The 16,647-nt window shown below is 59.1% G+C and carries 17 protein-coding genes and 2 tRNA genes; 6 read left to right on the top strand and 13 right to left on the bottom strand.

All coding sequences use genetic code 11. The features are described 5' to 3' along the window. Positions 1 to 2: 2 nt before the first annotated feature. Positions 3 to 146: a hypothetical protein gene (locus BMY44_RS18140; RefSeq protein WP_165611769.1), complete on the bottom strand. Its 144-nt coding sequence runs from the start codon at positions 144 to 146 to the stop codon at positions 3 to 5. A gap of 85 nt (positions 147 to 231) precedes the next feature. Here BMY44_RS18140 and BMY44_RS02345 point away from each other — a divergent pair. Beyond that, a tRNA-Thr gene (locus BMY44_RS02345) sits at positions 232 to 306 on the top strand. A gap of 10 nt (positions 307 to 316) precedes the next feature. Here the strand turns inward: BMY44_RS02345 and BMY44_RS02340 are convergent. The 7 genes from BMY44_RS02340 to BMY44_RS02310 form a co-directional block, all read right to left on the bottom strand. Next, complete coding sequence (locus BMY44_RS02340) at positions 317 to 2,053, bottom strand: calcium-binding protein (RefSeq protein WP_089989804.1); 1,737 nt, start codon at positions 2,051 to 2,053, stop codon at positions 317 to 319. 183 nt (positions 2,054 to 2,236) lie between these two features. Beyond that, entirely contained in the window at positions 2,237 to 2,395 is a 159-nt protein-coding gene (locus BMY44_RS18040) for a NepR family anti-sigma factor (protein ID WP_242650538.1), read from the bottom strand. 129 nt (positions 2,396 to 2,524) lie between these two features. Then, a complete protein-coding gene (locus BMY44_RS02330; RefSeq protein WP_089989800.1) occupies positions 2,525 to 4,138 on the bottom strand; it encodes a saccharopine dehydrogenase family protein in 1,614 nt (537 codons plus the stop codon). After that, positions 4,135 to 4,539 (bottom strand): thiol-disulfide oxidoreductase DCC family protein, encoded by a 405-nt coding sequence (locus BMY44_RS02325; protein WP_089989797.1) that lies wholly within the window; start codon positions 4,537 to 4,539, stop codon positions 4,135 to 4,137. Before BMY44_RS02325 ends, BMY44_RS02330 begins: the two co-directional genes overlap by 4 nt. A gap of 114 nt (positions 4,540 to 4,653) precedes the next feature. Beyond that, a complete protein-coding gene (locus BMY44_RS02320; protein ID WP_089989794.1) occupies positions 4,654 to 6,552 on the bottom strand; it encodes an acyl-CoA synthetase in 1,899 nt (632 codons plus the stop codon). A 120-nt stretch (positions 6,553 to 6,672) separates the two neighbouring features. Further along, positions 6,673 to 8,466 (bottom strand): ABC transporter transmembrane domain-containing protein, encoded by a 1,794-nt coding sequence (locus BMY44_RS02315; RefSeq protein ID WP_089989790.1) that lies wholly within the window; start codon positions 8,464 to 8,466, stop codon positions 6,673 to 6,675. 83 nt (positions 8,467 to 8,549) lie between these two features. Further along, positions 8,550 to 8,623 (bottom strand) — tRNA-Gly (locus BMY44_RS02310). A gap of 157 nt (positions 8,624 to 8,780) precedes the next feature. Between BMY44_RS02310 and BMY44_RS02305 the strand changes: the two genes are divergently transcribed. Continuing rightward, positions 8,781 to 9,218: a hypothetical protein gene (locus BMY44_RS02305; RefSeq protein ID WP_089989787.1), complete on the top strand. Its 438-nt coding sequence runs from the start codon at positions 8,781 to 8,783 to the stop codon at positions 9,216 to 9,218. Here BMY44_RS02305 and BMY44_RS02300 read toward each other — a convergent pair. Beyond that, positions 9,215 to 9,883: an SOS response-associated peptidase gene (locus BMY44_RS02300; protein WP_089989784.1), complete on the bottom strand. Its 669-nt coding sequence runs from the start codon at positions 9,881 to 9,883 to the stop codon at positions 9,215 to 9,217. The two genes, BMY44_RS02305 and BMY44_RS02300, sit on opposite strands and share 4 nt — an antisense overlap. 123 nt (positions 9,884 to 10,006) lie before the next feature. Next, positions 10,007 to 11,563 carry a bifunctional metallophosphatase/5'-nucleotidase gene (locus BMY44_RS02295; protein ID WP_207510473.1) on the bottom strand — a complete coding sequence of 519 codons (1,557 nt, stop codon included), beginning with the start codon at positions 11,561 to 11,563 and terminating at the stop codon, positions 10,007 to 10,009. A 157-nt stretch (positions 11,564 to 11,720) separates the two neighbouring features. Between BMY44_RS02295 and BMY44_RS02290 the strand changes: the two genes are divergently transcribed. Further along, entirely contained in the window at positions 11,721 to 12,053 is a 333-nt protein-coding gene (locus BMY44_RS02290; RefSeq protein WP_089989779.1) for a DUF952 domain-containing protein, read from the top strand. After that, entirely contained in the window at positions 12,050 to 13,096 is a 1,047-nt protein-coding gene (locus BMY44_RS02285; protein ID WP_089989777.1) for a quinone-dependent dihydroorotate dehydrogenase, read from the top strand. Before BMY44_RS02290 ends, BMY44_RS02285 begins: the two co-directional genes overlap by 4 nt. Here the strand turns inward: BMY44_RS02285 and BMY44_RS02280 are convergent. From BMY44_RS02280 to BMY44_RS02270, 3 genes are read right to left on the bottom strand one after another with little or no spacing between them, the layout of a single operon-like run. Next, entirely contained in the window at positions 13,093 to 14,397 is a 1,305-nt protein-coding gene (locus BMY44_RS02280; protein WP_089989774.1) for an MATE family efflux transporter, read from the bottom strand. The two genes, BMY44_RS02285 and BMY44_RS02280, sit on opposite strands and share 4 nt — an antisense overlap. Then, on the bottom strand, positions 14,390 to 14,881 hold the full coding sequence (locus BMY44_RS02275; protein ID WP_089989772.1) for a PaaI family thioesterase: 492 nt from the start codon (positions 14,879 to 14,881) through the stop codon (positions 14,390 to 14,392). The genes BMY44_RS02280 and BMY44_RS02275 overlap by 8 nt, the downstream gene beginning before the upstream one ends. Next, a complete protein-coding gene (locus BMY44_RS02270; protein WP_089989769.1) occupies positions 14,878 to 15,327 on the bottom strand; it encodes a PaaI family thioesterase in 450 nt (149 codons plus the stop codon). The genes BMY44_RS02275 and BMY44_RS02270 overlap by 4 nt, the downstream gene beginning before the upstream one ends. Before the next feature lie 124 nt (positions 15,328 to 15,451). Between BMY44_RS02270 and BMY44_RS02265 the strand changes: the two genes are divergently transcribed. Continuing rightward, positions 15,452 to 15,820, top strand: coding sequence for a MerR family transcriptional regulator (locus tag BMY44_RS02265; protein ID WP_089989766.1), 369 nt, complete (start codon positions 15,452 to 15,454; stop codon positions 15,818 to 15,820). A gap of 379 nt (positions 15,821 to 16,199) precedes the next feature. Further along, positions 16,200 to 16,601: a MerR family transcriptional regulator gene (locus BMY44_RS02260; RefSeq protein WP_089994421.1), complete on the top strand. Its 402-nt coding sequence runs from the start codon at positions 16,200 to 16,202 to the stop codon at positions 16,599 to 16,601. Positions 16,602 to 16,647: the final 46 nt, after the last annotated feature.

Genomic DNA, 16,647 nt, shown 5'->3' with positions numbered 1-16,647 from the left:
CCCTACTCTTTGCGGTCTGTATCGGATGCCTTGCGCGCCCGTGCCTGTGCCTTGCGTTTCGCCATATTTGCCTTCAGCGCCGCCTTCAACCGATCTTCGCGGGTTTCTGCAGCGTTCTTGGGTGGCTTGTCGCGCTTATTTGTCATGACCACCCTGTTAGCAAGGTGGGCAAAAAGCGTCCAGAGAGGGCTTGCACCATTTGCCATTCAGGGCTAAATCCGCGCGACGGATGCTGTGGTAGCTCAGTGGCAGAGCACACCCTTGGTAAGGGTGAGGTCGAGAGTTCAATCCTCTCTCACAGCACCATCCCCCTCGGTCAGACGACCTCCAGATCGTTTCGCAGTTGGCCAATGGTGACGTCTTCGATCGTCAGCGTGTCGCCGCCCCCAAAATCAAAAACGACGTCCGCGCCGACCTGGTCTGCGAAATCGAATGGATCGTCAGTATTGGAACCGCCTGAAAACTGGAAGTTATCCAGTTCGATCGTGTCGATATTATTCTGGAAATCCCTGATGGTGTCGCGGTCCTCTCCGCGGTCGAAATGAAAGACGTCCGAATTGGCTCCGCCATAAAGGATATCGTCGCCTCCACCCCCGTCAATCCGGTCAGAACCGGACCCGCCGAACAGCTTGTCATTGCCACCGCGCCCGTTCAGCCGGTCATCACCACCATAGGATCTGATGACATTCACGGTGGACGTGCCGGATATATTGTCGCCACCGGTCCGCGATCCGGATGCGCCCTCGAAACCGGATATTGCATCGTTGGCCCCCCATGACCGGGAAACGGTGTTCGCCTGCAGGTCAAGCGTCACGCCGCCAGTGCTGTAGTAGTAGCTAATATAATCGGTTCCATTGCCCCCATAGAACTGCTCTGCGCCTCCGCCGACACGCACATAGTCGTTGCCGTCGCCAAGATGGATCACGTCAGCACCACTGCCGCCATAGACCTTGTCGTCGCCGCCGTAGGTTTTGATAAGATTTGCGCCGGACGTGCCGACGATCTTGTCGCCACCGGTTTTCGAGCCGGACACACCCTCGAAATTCGCGACAAGGTCGTTTTCTGCCCATGACCCGGACGCCGTATTCGCCGCAAGATTGATTGTGACGCCACTACTGCTGCGGTAATAGCTGATATAGTCGGTGCCCGCACCGCCATAGAACGCCTCTGCCCCGCCTCCGGCGAGCACATAATCGTCGCCGTCATCAAGAAAGACTTCATCGGCACCGCTGCCACTATAGACACGGTCATTCCCGACACCGCCATAGATCGTATCATTGCCCGACATGCCAGAAAGCGTGTCATCCCCCGCACCGCCAAAAATCGTATCATGTCCACGGCCACCATCGGCGACATCATTGCCACCGAACATGTCGAAATAGTCGTTGCCCGCACGGCCATAGGCCCGATCACCCTGACTGCTGCCGCGCAATTCGTCATTGCCGGCCTCCGTGTCATGCGTGCCGCCATACAAGAACGATCCATATCCTGTCAGCGCCCTGACGGAATCGTCACCGGCCCCGCCATAGGCATACGCCCCCGTGACGCGGTCATTTCCGCTGCCGCCGTACGCATGGTCAATCCCTTGCGTGCCATTGACCGTATCGTTGCCGTTTTCACCATAAAGCGTATCGTTTCCGGACCCCGTGCCGATCAGGTCGTCACCCAGCCCCCCGAACAGCACGTTCGTGCCGGAATGCACACTGATCGTATCGTTGCCATCGCCACCATAGAAAGTCGCATCGCCGGTCGAGCGGACATAAAGGGTGTCATCGCCAATGCCACCGTCCAATGTGTTGTTGCCGTTGCCCCGCGCCTCAAGCGCGTCGTTTCCGGACCCGCCATAAAGGTAATTGGACCCGTAAGAGGCATAGACATAGTCGTCATCATCACCACCATACAGGATATCATTGCCGGTCCAGCCAAAGATGCTGTCGTTGCCGCCAAATCCTTGAACGAAATCATCCCCTTCGTAGGCCAGGATGTAATCGTCAAACAACGTTCCCGGCAAATTGTCCGCACCGGATGTGCCGTAAATCGTATTCGGGGCCATTCGCTCAACCTTGCATCACAGAAACGCCCCTACGTTAGGCGTTTTGGGTCAGCAATACTAGGTTCGGCACCTGATCAGCGATGGGAAACAGGGATTCCGCGAAACAATGCAGGGCAAAGCGGCGACATTGTCAGCGCAGGGTAGGAATACGACCGACAACTTCGACATTGGGATTACCCTGACTCATTGATGTTGGGATTGGTTTTCATCCTGCTGTCGCAGGCGATCCAGCAATTCCTTGAAGCGGTCAGGGATTTCGGCCGTTTCAATATTCGAGAAGACAAGCCGCAGGTTCTGGTCGATATATTCATCGACGGATCTATCGCGGCGTCTGTCATTCATCGTCATGATCGGTTCGAACCTTCACCAGGTGGGGCCAACGGCGGTGTGCTCATACAACGCGCGACAGCGCCATTCGTTCCCTTGATGCCGCATAATCCTTAACATGCGGCAAAACTACCAGCAGAAGATTTACCGATCTGTGTGAAAAAGCGTGCCTTCGTATCGGACAATCAGCTGTCGGGTCAGCGGGGCCCTGATACTGACATCGAATGTAAACGCGCCGTCGACCGCGCGCTCGACGGCGACGCTTTCGGGCAGAAACGCGGTGGGCAGTGGCAAGGGGCCAAGCCGCCCGCCCGTGATCGGATAGTGCAGATTGCCGTCCTTGGCGTAAAGACCCAGATCGAATGTGAAGGGGCCAAAGCTTTCGGTGATCCCGCGCGGACCACGGCGCAGATGCGACATGAACGATTGCCTGCCGAACTGGCGCACCCAGGTTTCGCCCTTTGCATGCGGTGTTTTCAGAACGCGCACGGGTATGTCTTGCGCCGCTGCAGGAAATCCGAAAATTATCGCGATCAGATTTGGCCAAATACCACGACTGCGGGTGATGCGCGCCGTTCCTGTCAGACGTTTGGGGGCGAATACCTGATGGGACGCCTGCACAGCCGGGGCAAGTGTCATGAATTCCGTGCCAAGTACCGAAGGGAACAGGGGAACAAGCACCTCTGCCGCCATGTCCGTCTCAACGGCAAGGTCCGACATCGCGTTCTCGGCCTCTGTCAAGGTAAACGCCTCTAGACCAGCTCGCGCGCCCGTCGGTACATCGTAGGGTTTGCGCAAGACGGTCCGCGCAGACACTGCGGGAATGAAAGGCCCCTCGCCCTTGCGAGCCAGCAAACGCCATGTGCGCGCATGCCATTGCGCGCCATTGCGCTGCACGACACGCACGCTCATGCCGCCCGTATCCGTGCCCAGCCAACCCACCAACACGGCCGCGCGCCGAACAGTACGGGCAAACCAGTCAGGAATCCCGAACCCGATCTTGTGGCGTAGCCATGCAAACGCGGCAAGGCCGTGGTTCATCAATCCAACTTCCAACCCCGCATGAAAGGTGACGGTGCGCGCCCCGAAATGCGCAGGAAACAGCGATTGATCCGGCACACGAATGGCATAGCCACGCCGCTTGATGCCGCCAGGCAGATCAAAAACCTGCGCATGCGACCAGCTTTGCACCTGCGTGACAGCGCCATCGACAGTGACATCAATATCGGTCCCCGCTTGAAACAGGATACTGTCCACGACCGCCTGCCCGCGTGGAGCACGGTTACCGGGCAGGATCGCGGTTTCGATCAGATCAATGCTGTCCGCCCCTTCACGCAGCGCTGCAACTGCTGCGGATGACAAGGCCGGCACACTCGACATGCCAGACAGGGCAAAGACGCCTGCCGCTTTTGCCGCTTCATCCAGCACTTTGATGCCTGCGCAAAAATCGGCATCATCGGCAAGATCAAGATAGTGCACACCGTTCGCGATCGCTTCGCGTGCCAGCCGATAGGGATCGTCCCCATAGGCGTGAAACGGTCCGGCAGCATCAACAATGGCATCCGGTGCCATAGCCCACAGCGGCGCAAGATTGCCAGCGCGATCAAGCGTCAGGGACGACGCGTCCAATTCCTGGGCCAATGCACCAGCAGACTCTGCATTGCGGCCCGCCACGATGACGTCATGCTTGTCGCGCACCAAAAGGCGGCACAAGCGGCTGCCAAACACGCCATAGCCGCCAAGGACGGCAACTTTCATTGCATCAGCCTGCGCTGGAAGGACTCATCAGGAATTGCGCACATGTCTCCGCGCCCGAACAGGCGATAGCGGTTGCGGGCAATCGTGTAGTAAAGCCAATTACGTGTGCCTTTGGGCAAAAGGCGCAACACCGACAGGATACGGCCGAACCCGCCGCAACGTTCGCCGACGCGAATGACTGCATCAAAGTTGTGATAAACACGGGGGCCTTCAATAAACAGCCAGCTGTCCGGGTCCAGCGCATCCAGCCCTTGCGCGGCCAGCAACAGGCGTCCCTTGTCTGTCTGGATCGGGCAAATGCGGATATCGCCGGACCGGTCAAGCCGATGGATCATGCGCGCGCCGAAACTGCACAAAGCGCAGGTCGCATCCATCACCGCGATGGGCTGGTCGTTATGCATTCCGTCGTCCTTCCACCTGATAAGATGGTTTGAAATCAGCCCACTGGCATGTGTCAGAATAGCACAAGGGCGGCCCGATGGACCGCCCTTGCTGCATGATTTTCAGGATGTGGCCTAAGCAGCCCAGTCCCATGGATTGGTATAGCTGGACATGACTTTCTTGACCGCGTCCTCATCCACACCGCTTGGCTTGTCGAGCTTGGCAACAAGACCGCGCTTCTTGTCTTCGACGACGTCAACAACCGTGACACCGTGATCTGCCAGCGCTGCGTTGAACACGCGCTTCATAGCGTTCTTGCGCAGGTCCGGCTTGAACACCTTGCCGACCGCCGTCTTGGGGAGTTCGTCAAGAATGGTCAGATGCTTTGGAAAGGCCGCGCGTTCGTGGATATGCTCCTTGGCATAAGTCATCAGCTCGTCCTCGGTCACCTTGGCACCGTCCACCAGTTCGACAAAGGCGCAAGGCAATTCGCCCGCATGGGCATCGGGCTGGCCAATGGCACCGGCAAACGCGACGGCGGGGTGCCCGGCAAGCGCCTCTTCGATCTCGGCCGGGTCGATGTTGTGACCGCCGCGAATGATCAGGTCCTTCGCACGTCCGGTGATCCACAGATAGCCGTCCTCGTCGATCCGGCCCAGATCGCCCGTGCGCAGGTATTGCACCGACGGTCCCAACGGCGAATCGGCACCGGGATAGAACAGGTCCTTGTTCTTGTCGGTCTCCGTGTAGGTCTTACCGTCATAGACACCGGGCGAGGCGACGCATATTTCGCCGATCTCGTCCACACCGCAATCAACCTGTGTGGCGACACTGACGATGCGCACATGGGTGTAGGGGAACGGAATACCGATGGACCCGACCTTCTTTTCACCATCCGGCGGGTTGATGGAAACAAGACATGTCGCCTCTGTCAGACCATAGCCTTCGCAGATGGTGACACCGGCAGCTTCCTCGAAACGACGATAAAGCTCCAGCGGCAACGGGGCAGACCCGCAGAACGCAAGTTTCAGGGTCGAAATATCAGCATCGACCTTGCGCTGCATCAGGGCAGACATGGCTGTCGGGACAGTGATCATGAAAGTCACCTTGTGACGCTCGACCAGCTTCCAGAAGTTGTCGAAAACGCCTTCACCGCGATAGCCCTGCGGGGTCGGAAAGACGATCTGCGCGCCCGACGCAAGCGAGGCCCCCAACGATACGATCCCTGCAAAAACGTGGAACATCGGCAGCGGGCAAATCTGCACATCGGTTTCAGTGAACAGCAAACGGGCACCCAGCCAGGCGTTATAGACGATGCCAGAGTAACGGTGCTGCGCGACCTTTGGCATGCCGGTGGTTCCGCCAGTATGGAAATAGGCAGCGACGCGGTCTTCCTTGCTGTCCTCGAACGCAAGGGTCTTGGGCTGTTTGGCAATTTCAGCATTGAAATTCAGCACCTTGGCCTTGTGCGTCACCGGGTTCTTGGGACGGATCAGCGGGACGATGAACTTCTTGACACCAGTCAGATAGCGCAGCAGGTCGACTTCCAGCACAGTTTCGACATTCGGCGCCATCGCGACGGCTTCAGCGGCCTTTTGGGCCACGTCTGTCTTTGGAAACGCACGCAGGGTGACAAGCACCTTGGCCTTCGTTTCGCGCAGGATGGCCGCAATCTGTTCGGCGTCCAGCAAGGGGTTGATCGGGTTCACGATGCCCGCGACCTGCCCACCAAGGAAGGACAGAACCGTTTCATTCGCGTTCGGCAGAATGTAGGCGACGACATCGTTTTCGCCCACACCGAGAGAGCGGAAAAGGTTGGCCGTCTGGGCTGTCAGTTCACGCAACTCGTTCCAGGTGAATGTCTCACACGGATCAGTCGGACCCGATTGTAGTTGATAGCTGAGCGCCTTGCGGTTCCCATGCTTGGCGGCTGTCTGCGACAGCAGTGCGAACGTCGTCTTGGGCATATCGCGGGTATCCCACGGGCCCTCTGCTTCGATCGCATCACGATCGGCCATGTTTGCATATGTCATGCGTCCTCCCCTTCTTTTTCTGTCTTATTGCGGGCCAGTCACACGAACGGCCGCCTCCCTGCGGGATACGATGGAAAAAAAGGGGCTGCCGCGCAAGGGACTTGCGCAGGAAACGCCACGTTATTCAGCGGCAAGACCGGACGTAAACTGCAGGCGCGCCAGCCGGGCATAAAGCCCGCCTTCGGCTACAAGGCTGTCGTGCGTGCCCTGGGCGACGATCTTGCCGTCCTCGAACACGACGATGCGGTCCGCTTTCTTCACGGTGGCAAGACGGTGGGCCACGATCAGGGTCGTGCGATTACGGGCCAGTTCCTCGACCGCCTGCTGCACGGCACTTTCGCTTTCCGCATCAAGGGCAGAGGTCGCTTCGTCCAAAAGCAACACAGGCGCATCGCGCAGAATTGCGCGGGCAATGGCAATACGCTGTTTCTGACCGCCGGACAGCATCACACCACGCTCTCCCACATAGGAATCGTAACCTTCCGGCAAGGCCATCAGGAAATCGTGGGCGGCGGCAGCTTTGGCAGCAGTTTCGACTTCGGCGTCAGATGCACCTGGCCGTCCAAAGCGAATATTCTCGCGGGCGGTGTCAGCGAAGATGACGGGGTCTTGTGGTACAAGGGCCATATGCGCACGGAACGCACCACGGTGCATGTCTTTCAGATCAACGCCGTCCAGCAGGATCGCGCCTTCGGTCGGATCGTAAAAGCGTTGCAGCAACTGGATGATCGTTGTCTTGCCCGCACCCGACGGACCGACAAGCGCGACCGTTTCACCCGGTAAGACACGCAGGTTGATTCCGTCCAGCGCGGCAACCGTCGGGCGGCTTGGATAGCGGAAACTGACGTTATCAAAGACAATCTCGCCGCCCTGCACGTTCGGAACAGGCAGCGCGGCAACCGGATCGATTACGGCATCATCGGCATTCAACAGCTCGACCAGTCGCTCGGTTGCACCCGCTGCGCGCTGCACCTCACCCCAAACCTCGGTCAGGGAACCAACGGCCCCGGCAACCATCACGGCATAGATGACGAACTGCACCAGCTCGCCCACGGTCATCATCTCGTTGCGCACATCGGTCGCGCCGATCCACAAGACACCAACAACGCCGGAAAAGATCAGAAAGATGACAATGGCCGTCATCAGGGCGCGCGTGCCGATCCGTTTTCGGGCAGCGACAAAGCTTTTTTCTGTCACGTCGTTAAACTTGGACCGGCTTGCGCGTTCATGGGTGAAGGCCTGCACGGTCTGGACGGACAGCAATGCCTCAGAGGCATTGCCCGAACTCGCGGCGATCCAATCCTGGTTCTCGCGGCTCAGTGTGCGCAAGCGGCGGCCAAGCACAACGATTGGCACGATCACAGCGGGAACGATCAGCAGGACAAGACCCGACAGTTTGGCAGAGGTGATCAGCATCAGGATCATTCCGCCAATGAAAATAAGCACATTGCGCAGCGCAACGGACACAGAACTGCCAATGACGGACAGGATCAACGTAGTGTCCGTGGTAATGCGGCTCAGCACCTCGCCGGTCATGATCTTTTCAAAGAACGCAGGCGACATGCCGATCATGCGATCAAACACGGCCATGCGGATATCGGCAACGACACGTTCGCCAAGCCGGGTCACAAGGTAATATCGCAGCGCCGTACCCAGCGCGAGCAAGGCCGCAATCGCAAGGGCCGCCGCGAAATACTGGTTCAAAAGCTCGCCGGACCCGGACTCGAAACTGTCAACGACACGGCGGACGGCAAGAGGCAGGACAAGGGACACAATCGCGGTTAACGTCAGCGCCAGACCGGCAAGAACCATCATGCCGCGATATGGCCACATAAACGGCCAGAGCGCGCGCAGTGATCCGACCTGCTTAGAGGCTGCGCGTTCCGCGTCCGTGGTTTTTGGGGCTTCTGCCATGCGTCTCTCGTCGTCGTTTTCTTTGCAATTGCTTACGTGTGACCCGAAAGGACCACAACCCGGAACGCTGCGACGAATGGACATGGAGCGGGCGACGGGAATCGAACCCGTATCTTTAGCTTGGAAGGCTAAGGTCTTACCATTACACAACGCCCGCGCGCTAATTGTTGATATATGTCCAGCAAGTGCAGGGCTGCAAGGCCTATTCTCCACGATTCGTCACTTATCCCGCCATATATTCGCCCAAATTGACCGTTAAGCATTGTCTTTGACCGGGTGTGCCCTGTGGGGGGTAACGATGAAGGATTGCTGCGATGAAACATATTAAGAACCTCGCCTTGGCCGCCGTTCTGGCGCTGCCAGCGGCCGCGTCTTCGGCGCAGGAAGCGACAGAGCATCTTGTTCTTGTCGAACGCTACGGCTTCTATCCAAGCAAAATCTACGTCGAGGCGGGTGATACGATCGTCTTTGAAAACCGCTCTCCGAACTGGGTGCGTCTCTTCTCGGAAGATCCCTATGACAACGGCCCTGACTACGAGGACGACGATCCTTGTGACGATGATGGTGAAAACTTCGACGGTAGCCGTGACGGCTTCTCGATCAGCTGGTTCAGCATTGGATCACAGCGCACTTACCAAGTGTCAGCCTGCTCCGAAACACGCTTTTACGCTCCGGAAGTCTACAACTCCGGCGGGACGGACTGGAACAAGCGGATCGACCTGATCGTCTATGGCGAAGCGCCAAACGGCTAATCACCTTCCCAGGGTTCGATCAGTTCGGGCCCGGACGCTCTGTTTGAATTGACCGCGGTCCTGACGCGGGTGAATGAAAGCGCATCTTCGGGTGCGCTTTTCATCAATGTGGCGGCCCCTTTTCCGTCCTCTCCCAGCCAAAGCGCCCATTGGTCCGGTGTCAGGATCACCGGCAGACGATGGTGGATCGGGGCCATGGCGTCATTGGCTGCGGTTGTCACAATGGCACACGTTGTCAGGCTCTCATCGCCAGCCGACCAGTCCTGCCAGATCGCAGCAAAGACCATGATTTCGCCGTCCGCACGTGTCACCCACCAGGGCTTGGGGGTCTCGCCTTCGACGCGCTTCCATTCGTAAAATCCGCTGGCCGGCACAAGGCAGCGCCGCGCGCGGCAGGCCGCCTTGAACGCCGGTTTTTCGGCGATGGTTTCCGACCGCGCATTGATCAGCAGCGGGCCGCCGGACGGTTTCTTGTACCAGTGCGGGATGAAGCCCCAGCGCATCGGACGCAGCCGTCGTTGGCCTTCGTCAGAGGTAACGGTGTGGATCTGTGTCGTCGGGCAGATGTTGTAATTGGGCGTTTCGGGCAGGTCGTTTGCCGGTGTCGCGCCAAAGACGTGCACCATCGCATCATGGGGGAGGGTCAGGGCCATACGTCCGCACATGACCCCAAAATAGGCGATGCACCGGACGTGCACAACGTGTGCACAACGCGTATGACCAAATTACAAAAAAACGCGCCGCAGTGACCTGCGGCGCGTTCAATACATTCACATATCGTAAACGGTTTACTTCACCGTGATACGACCGTCGGTGTAGGGTGTGAAGTCACCCTGTGCGGCGATGTATTCGGCTGTGACGTCGGCCAGATCGGGGCCGAAGTCATAGGCGTTCGCGGCGTCCTTGAACATGTCGTAACCGTCGCCACCATTGCGCACGTAGTTGTTGGACACAACGCCGTAGGTCGCAGCAGGATCAAGCGGTGCATCACCGACCATCACGTCAGAGATGCGGCTGCCTGCTTCGGCTGCCGGATCGACGGTATAGCTCATGCCTGCAACCTGCGGGAAACGGCCAGCACCTTCTTCCAGCTGGCTGACGCCGTTTTCAAGTGCGGCAAGCAGCACGTCGCCAGTGACCTGGAAGGTCGACAGCGTGTTCTGGAACGGCAGCACGGTCAGGACTTCGCCCATGGTGATTTCACCGGCATCAATGGACGCACGGATACCACCACCGTTCTGGATCGCGACCTGAATGCCCTGATCGGCAACGCGTGCGAGCATCGCATCAGCGATCAGCGACCCCATTTCGCATTCCATCGCCCGACAGACATCACGTTCACCGCCGATCGGTGCATCGGTGCTGGCAACAACCTTGTTGCGGATTTCATCCAGGGGCGTGGCCAGTTCGGCGATGCGGGCCTTTGCGGCTGCGTCTTCGACAACTTCACCGTCGATGATCACAGGCGCGCCAGCGGCTTCGGTGACGACACCGTCATCATCAAAAGTGACGTTCAGTTCACCCAGGAACTTGCCATAGGCATAGGCCTGCACGACCGCAGTATCGCCCACCATCGTCGGATAAGGTCCGGCAGCGCCGTCCATGTCACCAAGGAGCGTGTTGGAGTGCCCACCGACGATGACGTCAACGCCGGTTGTCGCTTCGGCCACGGCCAGATCGACAGCATAGCCGGAGTGGGACAGCACGATGATCTTGTTCACGCCTTCGGCAGTCATCTTGTCCACTTCGGCCTGCACGGCTGATGCGGGATCAGAAAACGTGATGTTGTCGCCCGGGCTGGCCAGTTCATCGGTGTCCTCAGGTGTCAGACCGATCAGGCCGATTTTTTCGCCGCCCCGTTCGATCACCGCGGATTTCGGCAGCTTTTCAGCCAGAAGCGGTTCTTGCGAGACATCGGCGTTTGACATCAGCACGGGGAATTCGACCGTGTCGATGAATCCGGCCAACACTTCGGGGCCGTCGTCGAATTCGTGGTTGCCGACAGTCATACCGTCATAACCAAGCTGATTCATGAACTCTGCCGCCATCGCACCTTTGTAGTAGGTGTAGAACAACGTACCCTGAAACTGGTCGCCGCCGTCCACAAGGATGGTGTTGTTGGAACGTGCGCGCGCATCGTTCACAGCTGTGATCAGGCGCGCCGTGCCACCAAAGCATTCGCCAGCGTCGTTGTCTTCGGCAGAACACGGCCCGTCAAAGCGGCTGATCGGCTCGAAACGCGCGTGAAAGTCGTTGGTGTGCAGGATTGTCAGCGTGTATTCCGCTGCAGCTGTTCCGGCCATCAGGGCCATTGCGCAGCTTGTTGTTAAGATTCGTGAAATCATGGTTTTGAACCCCCAAAGTTGGTAATGACTCAGCTTGGGCAAGCCCCGCGGCAGAGTCAAACAGTCTGCGAGGCCGACGTTACGACACCCGCGCGACAGGCGGGTGGTTGCGCAACCGCTGCTGCCATTCTAAGCATCCCGCGAACGGGGGGCAGACATGCTGATCTACAAGATATTCCGCGCGCCCGAATGGGCAGACCTGCAGGCAAATGGCCAGACTGACGGCGCACCGATTGATCTGGCCGATGGCTATATCCATTTTTCCACCGCTGAAACGGTCGCCAAGACAGCGGCCATGTATTTCGCGGACGCCGACGATCTGGTCCTTGTCGCGGTGCAAAGCGACGGGCTGGCACCGGTCAAATGGGAAGAAGCGCGCGGCGGCCAGTTATTCCCGCATCTTTACCGCGCGCTGCGCCTTGATGATGTAGTTTGGCACAAGGCCCTGCCGCTGGTCGATGGTGTCCACCAGTTTCCGGCCCTGGCATGAGCGCGCTGGAACAGATCGGTCTGCGCGCCCTGCGCAGCTTTGATCCCGAACGGGCGCATGGGCTGGCACTGACCGCATTGAACCTTGGGCTGGGTCCGAAAGGCGGGCCTGTCACATCGCCCCGGCTGCGCACCACCCTTGCCGGTATAGACCTGCCCAACCCCGTCGGGCTGGCCGCCGGATTTGACAAGAACGCGACCGCCCTGCCCGCGCTGCTGCGCACCGGTTTCGGCTTTCTGGAGGTTGGTGCCGCCACCCCGCGCCCGCAACCTGGCAACCCCCAGCCGCGCCTGTTCCGTCTGAGCGAAGATCAGGCTGCCATCAACCGCTTTGGGTTCAACAACGACGGGATGGATGCGATTGCCGCGCGGCTGGCCGCCACGCAAGGTCTGATCGGGCTGAACCTTGGCGCGAACAAGGACAGCACAGATCGCGCAGGCGATTTCGCCAGAGTGCTGACCCGGTGCGGCGATCACATTGCATTTGCCACCGTCAACGTGTCGTCGCCCAACACTGAAAAGCTGCGCGATCTGCAGGGCAAGGATGCCTTGTCCGCCCTGCTCGCCGGTGTCATGGCCGCGAACGCGCAACTTGAAACGCCGGTGCCGGTTTTCCTGAAGATCGCCCCCGATCTGTCGCGCGACGAAATCAGCGATGTGGCCGAAGTGGCCAATGCGTCCGGCATCGACGGTCTGATCGCCACGAACACAACGCTGGACCGCGATGGTTTGACATCGCCGAAGAAGGCCGAAGCGGGCGGCTTGTCCGGCCAACCCCTGTTCGAGAAATCCACCCGCGTTCTGGCGCAGTTGTCGACCCTGACCGATCTGCCGATCATCGGCGTTGGTGGTGTGGGGTCCGCCGCGCAAGCCTATGCCAAGATCTGCGCAGGTGCGTCAGCGGTGCAGCTTTATACGGCGCTGGTCTATCATGGCATCTCGCTTGCCACGGAAATCGCGCAAGGGTTGGATGATTTGCTGGCTCGCGATGGTTTTGACACTGTCGCCGATGCCGTGGGCACCCAGAGGGACCGCTGGCTTTAGCGCGCCGCCGCTTCAAGCGCAGGATAGCGCAAGCCCAGTGTGATCCCCCGCACAACAAAGCTGATGAGAAGACCGATCCAGAGCCCGTGATTGCCGTAGGCCGCCATCAGGGGGATGACACTGAGGAAGTAGATGATGGTCGAGACGATCATCATGTTGCGCATGTCCACGGTGCGCGTCGCCCCGATGAAGATGCCATCGAACATCCAGGCCGCACATCCGACAAGCGGGGCGGCGATCATGTAGGGCAGATACGCGCGTGCCGCGCTGCGCACGTCCGGTGCCGTGGTCATCACGTCGATCATCAAACCACCGCCCAGCGTAAAGGCCAGCGCCATCGCGATGCAGATTCCTGCTGCCCACGTTCCTGTCATCAAGGACGCGCGGCGCACGGCCTGCGGCTGTTTTGAACCGATCGCCTTGCCCACAAGGCTTTCGACCGCGAAGGCAAAGCCGTCCATCGCGAAGGACGTGAAGAACAGGAATTGCAGCAGCACTTGATTGGCCGCCAGCGGCACGTCGCCAAAGTCCGATCCGAACAGCATGAAGCTGACAAAGATTGCCTGCAGCAAGACCGACCGGATCAGTATATCGACGTTCACCATCGCCATCTTCTTGAGCCGCGCAGGGTCCAGCAGCCGCACGCGGTCCCGCCATGCCGGATGGTCGAACACATCGCGGCACAGCCAGATGCCCAGCGCCAGCCCGGACCATTCGGCAATGAACGTGGCGAAGGCCACGCCGCTCACGCCCCAGTCAAAGCCGATCACGAACAGGATATCGAGCCCGATGTTCGCCCCGTTCATCAAAAGCTGGATCGCCATGACCGCGCGCGTACGTTCCTGCGCGATCAGCCATCCCGTCACCCCGTAAAGTGCAATCGCCGCCGGGGCGGACCAGACCCGGATCGCCATGTACTGCCGCGCGAGGGATTCGACCTCGGCACTTGCCGGTGAGATCTTGAACGCCTCACGGAACAGCCAGCCTTGCGCCAAGATGATGACCGCACCCGCGACCATGCCGATCAGAACAGCACGGCTGAACAGGGCCGTGACCTCGGCCGTGTCGCCTGCCCCGTCCGCCTGCGATGTCAGCCCGACCGTGCCCATCCGCAGAAAGCCGAAGATCCAGTAGATCGACCCGAGGATGATCGCACCGATCCCGACGGCACCGATCGGGGCTGCCTCGCCCAGCTGGCCGACCACGCCTGTATCGACAAGCCCGAGGATCGGCACCGTTGCATTGGATATGACAATCGGCACCGCGATATGCAGGATACGGCGGTGCGTGAGGTCAGCCATCGCGGGGCGGCATCAGGAAATGCGCATTGGCTTGCGCGAAAGGCCGCATCCGGTTGTCCTGCCACGCTTCGACCTGCACCGACGCATAGCGCCGGCCAGACCGCGTGACCCGCGCGCGGGCATAGGCGTCACGGGGCAGACCGGTGCGCAAGTAATCGACGGTAAAGTCGATGGTCTTGGGCAGGCTGCGCGCCTTGGTATCAACGGCGACACCCTTTTCCATATCTTCCCACATCATCGCCCAGCTAAGTTCGATGATCGCTGTTACTTCAAGAAAGGCCGCCGTCACTCCGCCATGAAGCGCGGGCAAAACCGGATTGCCGATGTGCGCGTCCGCAAAGGGCAGCAAGCCGGTCAATTCGTCACCGCGCCGGTCAAACCGGATACCGAGGAACTGGATGTAAGGCACGCCTTCGATCAGGGACTGCAAGGTTGCATCGCGGCGTTGCTTGACGACCTGGATCGGCTCGGGACGCCGGCTCATGCGCCGACCTCGACCACGGTAAAGGCACCGGTCGCGGTGGCAACAGGTCGGTCGGTGTCGGCATCGGTGGCAATGGCACGCACAAAGGCAACCGAACGGGTGACGTGATAACAGGTGGCCGTCGCAGTGATGGTATCGCCGGGCGTGGCCGGGCGCATGTAGTCGATTCGCAGATCGAGCGTGGCGGTGCTGCCGAGGGCTGCGGGATGGGACATCACAGCCGCCCCGCCGCAGGTATCCATCAAGGCGGACACTGCACCACCATGAATGACGCGCGTATCGGGATCACCGATCAGCCGCTCGTCATAGGGCATCGAGATCGTGGCTTGGCCATCGCCGATCTCCTCCATCTTCAGATTCAGCGCGCGCGCATGCGGAAGCGCCTGTATGAACGCCTTTGCGACACGGTCCTTGCGGTCCTGCTGGGTCACGTTCTTTTCGATCATGGTCTTTCCCCCGTCTTGACGCGCAGTGTCACACGTCAGTCAGCCATCGCAAGTCGTTTATTGTGAATTGATCCACGTTGCCCGATACAAATCCTTGCGTTACCCTGACGTTAAGGAGAACCACATGAGCGAACCGCGCCTGTCATTCAAAGAAATGTGTGCCAAATTCGATGTCACACCGCGCACCCTGCGCTACTACGAATACATCGAATTGCTCAGCCCCGAAAAGGAAGGGCGGTCGCGGTACTATGGCCCCCGCGAACTGGCGAGGATGACGCTGATTCTGCGTGGACGCCGCTTTGGATTCGCGCTGGAAGACATTCGCCAGTGGTTGCTGATCTACGAGAACGAAGGCAACGAAGCGCAGATGAAATCATGGATCGAGCTGGCGGACCGGCAGATGGTCGAACTACAGGAACAGCGCAAGCAACTGGACGAGACCATGCAGGAACTGAAGGAATTGCGCGACCTGACCGCAAGCAGCCTCGGCTAGATCAAAAACGTACCGCCGATTCATCACTGCGATGCCCCTCACCCACCAGAATCAAACAGCTGGACTGGCGGAATATGGCCGCAGGACATGGACCTGCCGGGCCTCAATGACCGTTTTGCGGCGTTGCAAACGCAGACCTTACGACACGGGAATCCCGATCTGAAAACGTTTCAAATAGGAACTAAGGGGGAAAAATATGATATTTCTCCCTGTTTTATCATTGCGCTTTCCCGTGCGTCATCTTTCGTGACCTTTCGTCAGCTTTCTTGTGACGCCACGTTCCGTTTACGTTAACGTCAATTTTGTTTGTAGAGTGCCACAAGACGTCTCACGTGCTGGTCATCGAAGGCAAAACTTTTACATGACAGGAGCCGAGACAATGTCGACCGAAACTCTCAGCATTCGCCAGATGTGCGATGCATACGATGTAACCCCGCGCACGCTGCGCTTTTATGAGGCAAAGGAATTGCTGTTCCCGATCCGCGAAGGTCAGAAGCGACTTTTCACAAAGCGTGACCGTGTGCGGTTGAAGCTGATCCTGCGCGGCAAGCGTTTCGGGTTTTCGTTGGAAGAAATCCGCCAGTTGCTGGACCTGTACCATCTTGAAGGTGGACCCGAGGCACAGCTGGCACAAAGCTACAAGCTTGCCGAGAAGCATCTTTCTGACATGGAAGCCCAAAAGGCCGAGCTGGAAGAAGCGATCAGAGAGCTGAAAGAACAGATGGCCTGGGGTGCTGCAAAGCTTGAAGCCCTTGCCAAGAAGAAAAACGTAGCGGCCTGATCTGAAGGCCCCTGCCACACATTCACACGATCCAAAGGACCGACAC

This window comes from Cognatiyoonia koreensis (assembly GCF_900109295.1).
Classification (GTDB): domain Bacteria; phylum Pseudomonadota; class Alphaproteobacteria; order Rhodobacterales; family Rhodobacteraceae; genus Cognatiyoonia; species Cognatiyoonia koreensis.
Note: the sequence above shows the minus strand (reverse complement) of the source record. Positions and strands in the feature narration are given on the sequence as shown.

Coding starts and splice junctions, on each gene's coding strand:
- BMY44_RS02320 (WP_089989794.1), bottom strand. CDS start 6,552: ATGACATATGCAAACATGGCCGATCGTGATGCGATCGAAGCAGAGGGC.
- BMY44_RS02340 (WP_089989804.1), bottom strand. CDS start 2,053: ATGGCCCCGAATACGATTTACGGCACATCCGGTGCGGACAATTTGCCG.
- BMY44_RS02305 (WP_089989787.1), top strand. CDS start 8,781: ATGAAACATATTAAGAACCTCGCCTTGGCCGCCGTTCTGGCGCTGCCA.
- BMY44_RS02275 (WP_089989772.1), bottom strand. CDS start 14,881: ATGAGCCGGCGTCCCGAGCCGATCCAGGTCGTCAAGCAACGCCGCGAT.
- BMY44_RS02300 (WP_089989784.1), bottom strand. CDS start 9,883: ATGTGCGGACGTATGGCCCTGACCCTCCCCCATGATGCGATGGTGCAC.
- BMY44_RS02330 (WP_089989800.1), bottom strand. CDS start 4,138: ATGAAAGTTGCCGTCCTTGGCGGCTATGGCGTGTTTGGCAGCCGCTTG.
- BMY44_RS02265 (WP_089989766.1), top strand. CDS start 15,452: ATGAGCGAACCGCGCCTGTCATTCAAAGAAATGTGTGCCAAATTCGAT.
- BMY44_RS02285 (WP_089989777.1), top strand. CDS start 12,050: ATGAGCGCGCTGGAACAGATCGGTCTGCGCGCCCTGCGCAGCTTTGAT.
- BMY44_RS02280 (WP_089989774.1), bottom strand. CDS start 14,397: ATGGCTGACCTCACGCACCGCCGTATCCTGCATATCGCGGTGCCGATT.
- BMY44_RS02315 (WP_089989790.1), bottom strand. CDS start 8,466: ATGGCAGAAGCCCCAAAAACCACGGACGCGGAACGCGCAGCCTCTAAG.
- BMY44_RS02295 (WP_207510473.1), bottom strand. CDS start 11,563: ATGATTTCACGAATCTTAACAACAAGCTGCGCAATGGCCCTGATGGCC.
- BMY44_RS02325 (WP_089989797.1), bottom strand. CDS start 4,539: ATGCATAACGACCAGCCCATCGCGGTGATGGATGCGACCTGCGCTTTG.
- BMY44_RS18040 (WP_242650538.1), bottom strand. CDS start 2,395: ATGAATGACAGACGCCGCGATAGATCCGTCGATGAATATATCGACCAG.
- BMY44_RS02270 (WP_089989769.1), bottom strand. CDS start 15,327: ATGATCGAAAAGAACGTGACCCAGCAGGACCGCAAGGACCGTGTCGCA.
- BMY44_RS02260 (WP_089994421.1), top strand. CDS start 16,200: ATGTCGACCGAAACTCTCAGCATTCGCCAGATGTGCGATGCATACGAT.
- BMY44_RS02290 (WP_089989779.1), top strand. CDS start 11,721: ATGCTGATCTACAAGATATTCCGCGCGCCCGAATGGGCAGACCTGCAG.
- BMY44_RS18140 (WP_165611769.1), bottom strand. CDS start 146: ATGACAAATAAGCGCGACAAGCCACCCAAGAACGCTGCAGAAACCCGC.